The organism is Prosthecobacter sp. (genome assembly GCF_020439865.1).
GTDB lineage: Bacteria > Verrucomicrobiota > Verrucomicrobiia > Verrucomicrobiales > Verrucomicrobiaceae > Prosthecobacter.
This window is the reverse complement of sequence record NZ_JAGRPF010000225.1, coordinates 1-9677: the sequence shown is the minus strand read 5'-3', so window position 1 is coordinate 9677 and position 9677 is coordinate 1. Positions and strand designations below refer to the sequence as shown.

Here is a 9677-nt window from a genome sequence, read left to right as displayed (position 1 = left end):
TGCACAAAGTTCACGGTGCCGGACGTGCGCACGTACGGATCCGTCCCGGTGAAGGTCAGCGCGTTAGTGGTGCCCGCCGTTGCCGTCACGTTCACCGTGTTGGAGCCGCCGTTAATGATGACGCTGTCCAGATCCTGCGTGTGCGCGCCTGTGGCCGCCGTGATCTGATTGAAGGCACCACCACCAAGCGTGAGCGTGGCCGCCGTGTTGAGCCGGTTCGCCACGCCGTTGTTGTTCGAGGTGGTGGGGCTGCCGTTTTGAAAGATGCCTCCATTGTTAATGATAAGGCCGCTCGTTCCCGCAAGACCGCCCGCCGTGCTGGCCACACTGAGGGTGCCGCCCGACACCGTGGTAGTTCCAGAGTAGGATGCCACCCCGGTGATCTGCATCAAACCCGCACCCGTTTTGACCAGATTGCCTCCCGCTCCGCTGATAATGACACCAATGGTCGTCGTGCCGCCGGATGCGATGTTGAACGTGCGGGTCGCAGAGCCGATTTCCAGCAGCGGCTGCACAGATGTGGTGTTGTTGGTCGTGATGTTGTTCGAACCGCTCCCGAAGAAGTCGCCGTTCAGATTCAGAATCACTCCCGCATCGCCCACATTCATCGTGATCGTGCGTCCGAGCATCGTCAGACCTCCTGCCCCGATCGTCAGCGACGTGCGAGGATTGCCCGCGCCATTGGTGCCGCCGATCAGGATGTCGGCACCGGAGAGAATCGCACTCCCCACGTTCCAGCTCGCCGGATTGGCACTGCCTGCGTTGCTGTTGATGACCAACTGGTTGCCACCCGCAAGCGTCAGCGCCCCGGAGATGGTGACGTGTCCGACGTTGCCGCTGGAGGCGAGACCGCCGCTGTTCTGTGTGAAGAACGCAATCGTCTCGTCCGTGCTCCAGCCGGTCATCGTGCCGCCGTTGAGCGTGACTCCCTTGTCATCGGCGATCTGGTTGCTGGTGCTCAATTGGAGCACGCCACCGGTGCTGACCACGATGTCGCCTGCCACGGCGGTGATGCCCGCAGTCTTGTTCAGACGAAGCGTGCCTGCGTTGATCGTCGTGTCACCCGTGTAGGTGTTGGCGGTGCCGCCGCTCAGAATCAGCGTTCCGGTGCCGGACTTCACCAAAGCCGCGCTTGCGGCGGTGCCATTGGTTACTGCCACACTGATCGTCAGGTCCGCACCGCCTCCAGCCACCGCAAAAGTGCGGCTCACCGCACCAGAAGTTCCCAAACCGACGGCGGGCTGCGTGCCGGAGCCGGTGGTCTGAATGGACGAAGCTGCCGTGCCGCCGGTTGTCACGTCACCGTCGAGGTACAACAATGAGCCGGTGTTTCCTGCACCGAGATAAATGATGCTGTTTTGCAGATAGGCCCCACCGCTGCCAACCGTCATGCGGGAGGTGCCATTGGCGCCTCCATTGCCGAACAAAGTGAAGCCGTTCGTCACTGCGGTGGAGGACGAGCCGCCATTCATGTTCACGAGGCTGAGGCTTCCCACATTGATCACCGTGGAGCTGTTCCCCACAAACACCGAGCGCGACCCAACGGCACCGCCCGTCATGCTGAACGCGCCCGTGATGTTCCAAGTTGAGCCGACACCCGGGGTGGAAGAACCACCGGTGTTGAATGTGCCGCCAGCGATGGTCAGGCCTGCCAGCGTCTGGTTCAAAGAGTTGCCCGTTCCCGTATTCGGTCCAATACCGTTGAACACAGACGCTTCGCTGCTCATCGTCACCACCGCAGTGGAAGCGATCTGATTGGTCGTCCCGTTGGTAAAGGTGACAAACGCACCATTGGTAATGTTAAGGTTCCCGGCCACTGCCGTGGCGCCACCGGTCTTGGCCAACGCCAAGGTGCCCTGACCTAACGTGAGGTTGCCCGTGTGGGTGTTGGTGGCGGAGCCGTTCAGCGTCAGCGTGCCTGCCCCGGTTTTCTGCCACGCCGTGCTGCCTGCGATAATCGCCGAAATGGCTCCTGCCGCGTTGCTGGTGATCGTGGAATCCACCAGGGTCAGAGTCCCACTGCCACCGAGCGTGTAGCTGCCGCTCGTCGCCGCATTGAATGTCAGATTTCCCGCCGTGATCGGACCGCTGAGAGTGATCGTGCCCGCCGTTCCGCTTCCTGCGCCGAAGACGGCGTCACTTCCGTTGACCCACACCTGATTCTGCAAGGTCTGCGTCTGATTGAACCAGTTGGGCGCGCCGACCGTCCACGTGCCCGTTCCGTCTTGGGCATCATCCGTCACGGTATTGGTGTCCCAGACGAGGACATCGGCACGAGTTGCTTCCGTCATCAAAAGGGATGCAAGCAGAAGGACGACAAGACGAAAGCCGCTCTGAAAGCGACCGAATGAAATGAAAAACATGTTCCTGACTGGTGAGGCTTTGGGGGACCTTGTCTTGCCACATAACAGGCAAAACTCAAAACAGAACGCCACCCAACAACTTGTAGCTTTTAACGCTACAAAGAGCGATCACACCTTCTGCGCCTTCCACTTCCCGCGCCTGAACAGGAACCAGCTGAAAATGGCGAGCAGCGAGTAGGCGGCCGGCACGGAAATGAATGCGCCCAGCGGGCCGAGCCCCAGCGTCTTTGACAGGCACCACGCGATGGGAATCTGCCCGAGCCAAAGACAGAGAAAATTCAACCGTGCGGGTGTCCATGTGTCTCCAGAACCGTTGAACGCGGCTTCAAAACACATCCCTGCGGCATAGAGCGGGAACGCCAGGCTCACAATCCACAGTGACTGCGTGCCGAAGCCCAAAACCTCCGGCTCCGTGGTGAACAATCGGATCAACGGATTCGCCATCAGCACAAACCCGACACCCACCACGCCCAGCACGAGGATGTTCAACTTTGTGGCGATCCACACCGCCGCCTCAGCGCGCTCAGGATGTTTCGCGCCCAGGTTCTGCCCCACAAGCGTGGCCCCGGCGTTCGCCAGCCCCCAGGCGGGCATCAACGCAAACATCACGATGCGAACTGCGATGGTGTAGCCTGCCAGCGCCGAACTGCCAAACAGCGCGAGAATTTTGAACAGGCCCACCCAGCTCGTGGTGCTGATGAGAAGCTGTGCGATGCCGCTGCCGGACTTTCTCAACACTGCTTCGAGCACCTCGCGCACCGGTTTGAAGTGCTGCCAGCGCACCTTCACACGGCTGTGATGACCTGCCAGATGCCAGAGCTGATACAGCACACCGACACCGCGTCCAATGTTCGTCGCCACAGCCGCACCCGTCACACCCAGCTCCGGAAAGATCCACCAGCCAAAGATGAAGCACGGCCCCAGTGCGATGTTCAGCGCATTCGCCAGCCACAGCGTGCGCATGGCGATCACCGCATCTCCCGCCCCGCGGAAGACCGCGTTGATCAGAAAGATCAGAAACACCGTCGCATTACCGCCGAGCATCACCCGCGCGAATCCCGAGCCAAGTGCCACGATTCTCTCCTCTGCTCCCATGAGCCGCAGAATGTCCGGCGCAAAGTACCCAAGCACCACGCCTATGCCACTCGCCACCAGCACGCCGAGCAGCACGATCTGTCCCGCCGCCTGCGCCGCGAGTTCTGGCTCCTTTTCACCGATACGGCGCGACACGATCGCCGTGGCCGCAATCGAAATGCCGATCGCCACGGCATAAATCAGGGTCATCACCGACTCCGTAAGCCCCACCACCGCCACCGCCTCCTTGCCAAGCCTCGACACCCAGAACACATCCGCCACGGCAAACAGCGACTCCATGATCATCTCCAGCACCATGGGCACCGCGAGGAGGATGACCGCACGGTTCAGCGGCAGCGTGGTGTAATCATGCTCCTCGCCGCGGAGCGACTGCCTCACGCTTCGCCAGAACGATACCGGCTGGGATGGCTCCGCGTTCATTCAAGGCAGCCGCCCTTCATCCACATCGATGTAATGCGCGATGGTCTGAATGTCGTCGCGTTCACCAAGCCCGCCGTCGGCTTTCCGTTTCGCCAGAATGGTGGAGATGTGGTCATTCCAGCCGAGTGTTTTGACGTAGTGGTTCCAGATCAGCTTTTCGTTGTCGTTCAGCGGCCTGCTGCGTTCCTGGCACCACTGCAGGATCTCCTCGTCGAAGCCGCCCTGCAGCACACGGGCCTTCAATTCTTCGTAATTGATGTGCAGAAAATCCACCAGCGCGCCGTCGCTGCCCTTGCCAAGATTGGCGTGGAGATCTTCCCATAGTTTGCCGGCCGCATGCAGGCGAATCTTCCCCAGCATGCGCGGAAAGTATTTCAATCCGGCGGTTTCGTCGAGAGGGCTGCAAGGCAGCGAGGCGGGATCGGGTTTGGCTGACATGGCGAATGCCTTGCTCAGATGAATTCGATTCGCAATCGAATCTATGTGAGCCCAGCGACGATGCTTTCGATCTGCCCGCGATGGACGCCCATGTGCGTCGCAGCGAGCGCCGCCCAGCCAAAAGCGTCCAGTGGTCCGAACCATGGATGAGCATAACGCACCTTCGTCTTCAAATCGGGCGCCTCGGCCAAAACGGTCAGCACGCCATCACACGAACGCTCGTATTCGCTCTCCACTGCCGCTGTGACCGCTGGATCGGGCTTCACCGCGGCCGTGCTGGCTTTTCCCGCTAGCACACGTCCCTGAGCAAGGGCCGTGATGACCTGCTGAAACGCCGAGTTGGTAATGCACAGATGATCCAGCGTCATCCACACCGACCAGTTCCGGCTGCTGTCCTCCATTCCACGGCGGCGGGCGATGAGCACGCGCTCGCCACGTCGGGCTTCATCACACCGATCTACCAACGCGCGAATGGCAGCGCGCTCCTGACGGAACCTTGCGGCGAACCCCTCACGGGTTCCTGTCAGACGCTTCAGGGCAAAAAGTCGGCGTGCGATGAAGAGTTCGGCGGCAGGCAGTCCGGCGCCGGGTGGATCGAGGTGGGGCTCTTGTTCGGAGTTCATGCGAGCCCACGGTTCCCATTCACTTTCATTTTGCAAGTAATATTACTTTTGAAATGCAAGTCTTCAGACATCACATTGCATCATGCCAAAAGCCAGATCGTCTTCATCAACCGTCAAGGTCTCGACCTCGCGCAGATCTCCCTGCCCCGTTTCTTGTGCGCTCGATCTGTTCGGCGACAGATGGACGCTGCTCGTCATCCGCGATCTGATGCTGGGCCGCAGTCGCTTCAAGGACTTCACCAACTCGCCCGAGGGAATCCCCAGCAACATTCTCAGTGACCGGCTGGAGCGTTTACTGAAGGGCGGCATCACTCGTCAGATCCCCGCCGCCGATGGCACCAAACGCATGGCCTATGAACTAACCGAAAAGGGGGTGGCTCTTCGCCCCGTCCTCAAATCAATGCGGGACTGGGGCCTCAAGTGGGAACCCGGCACCAAGGTAGGATTGGAAACCGTCTGACAGTCACCTCACGGATCGGAGGCAACTCGCGACACGATCACCTCGTGCGTCTTGCGGTCGATCGAATACAGCAAGCCCGGCTCGCTGCGGTCCCACGCAAAGGCCTGGCCGTGCGCGCTGATCGGAATCGCCGTGCGCCATGTCCAGACATCGCCTGTGACCGGAAAGTCGAGCACGTAGAGCTCCTGCGCATCGTGGCCGGTGATGAACAGATGCCGGTTCGGACCGAAACTGCCGCCGGAGCTGCTGTTCTTGCCAAACTTCGCGATCATCTCCGGCGGGAATCCCAGCTCGCCGGTCTTCTTCCACTGTGTGTCAAAGCGCAGCACGCGCGTCCGCGCCGGATCGCCCGTTTTCGCGTATTGCGCGAAGCACGCGAACCACTCGCCGTCTCGCCGGTCCACCCACGTGAGTGATCCGCCCGCATCGGTGAGATCGATGCTTTCCAGATGCTGCATTGTCTGCGGATCCCAAACTTCGACGGAGCTTTTCATCGGCATCTCCGGGTAGTTGGAATGCGCGCACCAGAGTTTGCCGTCGAGGATCAGTCCCGCGTTGAGATGCTTGATGTGTCCCTCCTTCGTCTCCTTCCAGCCGCCGACACGTTCGCCGGTGTCTTTGCGATACTTGCCGATCGCCGCGTTCGTGATCGCATAAAAGTACCCGCCATCCACGGCCACACCTTGATGCGCCTCGTCGGCCTTGAAGCGCTTCATCTCCTCGTGCTTCCACGTGCCCTCCTTGCCGGCGAGCATCTTGTCCACGCGCCCCTGCTCCGGTCGCAACGCCAGATCGGGGATCGGCATCGGCGTCAGGTTCTCCGACACGAGTTTCTCGTCCGCCGGAATCGCCCGCCAGCGCAGGTTTTTGAACCACACGTCCGCGCCATGATCCTGCAGCGACAGGTTCGCGCCGCGTTTCGTCAGATCACCACCGCGGATGCGCAGAATCTCCAGCTCCGCATGCCAGCGCGGGTCGGCATAGTCGAAGTCGATCACCTTCTCGCCATTCAGCCAGTGCTGGATGACGGTGCCCTTGCACACCACGCGGCCTTCGTTCCACTCGCCAAACGGCTTCACCACGTCCTTCGTCGGCGCCATGCAGAAGAACAGCGAAGCCGCCGCCTGCCGCGGATTTTCGCCGTAGTGGCTGTTCGCGTTGTCGAGCAGTTGATACTCATACTGCCCCGGCCGGTAATACACGCCGCTGTTGCAGCCCTTCGACACCTTCCACTCGAAGCGCAGCTCGAAATCGTCCGGCACCTTCGCCTTTTCATAAATCAACGACCCGCCGCGCTTCACCCGTGCGATCTCGCCATCCACCACCGCCCAGTTGCCTTCATTCTTCCAACCGTCAAGCGTCTGGCCATCGAAGAGCGACTCGAAGCCGGGTTCGACGGCTTGGACGAACGATGAGGCAACGATGAAGAAGGCAAACAGGCGCGGGAAAAACGTCATGTCTTAGAGACGAATACCCCAACCACCATCTTCCGCCTCGTATCCAGTATCTTTGCCACCTCTGGTGCCAATGTGACAATCTGGCAGCGCTCAAGATGCGGCTGTATTCCTTGAACAAAAATAAATCAGTGCTCAATCCCACCGCCATGCCACTCACCAGTGGTGAGCCAGATTTCATAGAAATAGAGCCAGCGTGAAGTCCAAGGCACGATGCTCAATGCTAGGAGCATATCAGGTCGCCACTCGTTGCCCGGGGGATAGTAGAGACAGGGCTTTTGCTCGGCGTATCGATGCGGACAGCCCTTGCCGTCTCGCAATTCGAGAAGGGGATTGAGGACAGTAACCTCTGGGCGGGGGACGAACCTTGTGTTTGTGCGGTAGTGAATCCGAATCTTATACTGATCACAGTAAGGCGCAGGCTGCACTCGGCCAACCCACTCCAGATGAGATGGACTGTGCACTTGGACACGAATGGTGTCGCAGTATTTGCGAAGACCTTGGGCTTGAAAGCCCATTGCCAAAGCCTTGTGATTCCTGAAAAAAGTCTTCACGTCACCTCGCGCCCGAAGTTGGTGTGAGCCGGCATTGGCTTCGCCCCGAGATACGTAGGTGCAAGGGTTGCAGCCGAGCCGATTACCCCCAGGGACTGTGCGCCTTGGAGTTTATTGATGAATTGTGCCTGCTTGCTGAATGCTGCAGACTTCGGATTCGCGCCAACCAAAGTCTCCAACGCTTTCCCAATGCCCACAATCTTGTCAGCAGTCAGTAGTGACTGAACATCTTGGGCAAACCGTGTGTGCCAGTTGAAGAAAGCGATGCGCCGATGAGGCTTCTTGGGCCACTTGTCAGCAAAGTTCTCACTGCCGAGCACTGGGTTCATGACGACGGTCTTAGCTGCGTCGTCGAACTGATCCACCATCCGGGCAGTAACGTTCTTCAAAGCTTCAATGATGTCTTCCTCGCCCTGGTAGGCTTTCGCAGCCAGAGTCGTGATGATGACGCTGATGGGGGCATCGTGTGATTGATTCCCCTCAAACATTAGGTCGCGGTGTCGTTTCATGAGTTGAATGACCCATTGCAGGGGAACTTTCTCGTTGGCCTTTGGCTGCTCTGGCGCTGGGGCAGCTTCAGCCTTTTTCACATTGGAGAAGGCAGCCATCTCGTTAACCGCTCGTCTGATCACCATCTGCCTCAGTTTGAACCATGCGATATAACCACGAGGGTCCGAACCGACCCATTGCTCAAGCGCTTTGTCTGGAATCTGGACCGCGCTTCCTGTTTGGCTCTGCCAACGCGCAATCCTCGCCACGACGATATCCAAATGGAACCTTTCGGCCTCGGAATAATCCAGCCGCAAGCAGCGCAGCTTCTCGGTGTTGAGCATCCTTGAGTAGTTTGCATCCTCTCGGAGACGCTTCTCGACCTCGTCACGCACTTGCCTCGAAGTCAGATGGCTTGGAGGTGCCACTTCACACGAGACATCGAAATCAAAGTCCTCCTTGCCTAGCGGACGAATAGCAAGCCCAAGCGCGGCGCTACCTTGGACAGATTGCGACGGGTGCCACGATGCAACCCGTGTTCCTGGCTTGTCCAGAAAGGACGTTACTGCTTCGTAGCGCTCCACTGCCTTCTCATACATGCCAGGGGGGATGCTCAGAGACTCCACGGCCGCTTTGAGCAGCTCGACTTTCAATTGGGTGGGGGTTGTTGGGATCATATGAAATTAGGCAGCAAGGGTTTCCGACTGCGGGAATGGGATGGGCTCAAAAGCGGGAGCCTTGGACTCGAAGAACCGACGACGTAGATTACGGCTGGCGTGTTCCGCTTCACGGGCTCCGAGGGCGATGAGTTGATCAGAAACGCGGTCCAACTTGAACTCTCCTGCGGCTACCTCGGGATTGATCCGCACATATCTCGATGCGTCCTCGTCAGGATGATCACGCAGCAGCAATTCAACCATCGCATGTGTTCCAGATGAGTCGGCCCCAATAAACACGTCACTCGCTTTGAGTGCCCAAGCGGCGATCCCACCGTCTTGTTTCACCGCATCCATCCTCACCACTTCTTTGGTCGTGCCAATGCTGAGGACTGAAATGGATGATCGTTCAGCGCCGAGCACACTCATTGCCTCGACCACGCCTACCATAGCTGGGTTGTTTGCCCAAACGCCGCCGTCCACGTACTGAATCATTGAGTCATCCACGAACGACGGCAGATATGTCGGTGCCGCCGCAGAAGCCATCGCCACGTCCACTGCACGCATTTTGCAGTCCTTCAAAAGTCGGCTGGAGTGACGCGTCTTGAACAGCTTCACCTCGCGGCGTTGGATGTTAAATGCCGGTATGACCAGTGCCGTGCGGGATTCGCCCAGAGTTCTCTCGCCAAACACTTCCGTCAGAGCCTTTTTCAATGGGTCTGCCGAATACTTTGCTTTCAAGACCCCCATACTCGGTGCGTCGAAGATCTGTGGCCCTTTCTCACGGTAGAAGCGCAGGATTTCGCTTGTAGGAACCCGCAAGCCAAGGGCAATGGCGATGATCGCCCCAGTCGATGTGCCGGTGATGAGGTCGAAGTGGTCGGCAATCTTCACTCCCAGGTGGGTTTCGAGATCAGCCAACAGTTTTGCGGTGAAGAGGCCTTTGAGACCTCCGCCGTCTAGCGCGAGAATTTTGAATTCTTTCATTGTGTGTGTTTGGTCGATTGAGGCAGTATTACTGGTTGCTGATGACAACGGATTGGTGTGACAGAGCTGGGAAACCGTTTTGTCACGCCCCTCCGTTCCCCTACTGACGAACCATGTCTCTTTCGCTCCTCCCTCCTC

8 protein-coding genes are annotated in these 9677 nt (G+C 58.9%); 1 reads left to right on the top strand and 7 read right to left on the bottom strand.

Translation table 11 applies throughout. The features are described 5' to 3' along the window. The 4 genes from KDL09_RS24190 to KDL09_RS24175 all read right to left on the bottom strand — a co-directional run. Positions 1-2291 (bottom strand): autotransporter-associated beta strand repeat-containing protein (locus KDL09_RS24190; protein WP_294391175.1); only part of this gene is annotated, 2291 nt, incomplete at its 3' end. A 180-nt stretch (positions 2292-2471) separates the two neighbouring features. Further along, positions 2472-3836 carry an MATE family efflux transporter gene (locus KDL09_RS24185; protein WP_294391171.1) on the bottom strand — a complete coding sequence of 455 codons (1365 nt, stop codon included), beginning with the start codon at positions 3834-3836 and terminating at the stop codon, positions 2472-2474. A gap of 42 nt (positions 3837-3878) precedes the next feature. Then, positions 3879-4316 carry a DUF5069 domain-containing protein gene (locus KDL09_RS24180; protein ID WP_294391167.1) on the bottom strand — a complete coding sequence of 146 codons (438 nt, stop codon included), beginning with the start codon at positions 4314-4316 and terminating at the stop codon, positions 3879-3881. Between the two features lie 41 nt (positions 4317-4357). After that, positions 4358-4939: a DinB family protein gene (locus KDL09_RS24175; RefSeq protein ID WP_294391166.1), complete on the bottom strand. Its 582-nt coding sequence runs from the start codon at positions 4937-4939 to the stop codon at positions 4358-4360. Between the two features lie 82 nt (positions 4940-5021). Between KDL09_RS24175 and KDL09_RS24170 the strand changes: the two genes are divergently transcribed. Next, positions 5022-5399, top strand: coding sequence for a helix-turn-helix domain-containing protein (locus KDL09_RS24170; protein ID WP_294391163.1), 378 nt, complete (start codon positions 5022-5024; stop codon positions 5397-5399). 8 nt (positions 5400-5407) lie between these two features. On the opposite strand, the gene KDL09_RS24165 is transcribed toward KDL09_RS24170, so the two are convergent. The 3 genes from KDL09_RS24165 to KDL09_RS24155 all read right to left on the bottom strand — a co-directional run. Continuing rightward, the gene (locus KDL09_RS24165) at positions 5408-6856 is read right to left on the bottom strand and encodes a DUF1080 domain-containing protein (protein ID WP_294391161.1); all 1449 of its coding nucleotides are present in this window, start codon (positions 6854-6856) and stop codon (positions 5408-5410) included. Positions 6857-7403: 547 nt separating this feature from the next. Next, complete coding sequence (locus KDL09_RS24160; protein ID WP_294391158.1) at positions 7404-8549, bottom strand: nucleotidyltransferase; 1146 nt, start codon at positions 8547-8549, stop codon at positions 7404-7406. Positions 8550-8579: 30 nt separating this feature from the next. Then, positions 8580-9677, bottom strand: a 1098-nt coding sequence (locus KDL09_RS24155; protein WP_294391155.1) for a CBASS cGAMP-activated phospholipase, incomplete at its 5' end; no start/stop codon positions are given.

Coding starts and splice junctions, on each gene's coding strand:
- KDL09_RS24180 (WP_294391167.1), bottom strand. CDS start 4,316: ATGTCAGCCAAACCCGATCCCGCCTCGCTGCCTTGCAGCCCTCTCGAC.
- KDL09_RS24175 (WP_294391166.1), bottom strand. CDS start 4,939: ATGAACTCCGAACAAGAGCCCCACCTCGATCCACCCGGCGCCGGACTG.
- KDL09_RS24170 (WP_294391163.1), top strand. CDS start 5,022: ATGCCAAAAGCCAGATCGTCTTCATCAACCGTCAAGGTCTCGACCTCG.
- KDL09_RS24165 (WP_294391161.1), bottom strand. CDS start 6,856: ATGACGTTTTTCCCGCGCCTGTTTGCCTTCTTCATCGTTGCCTCATCG.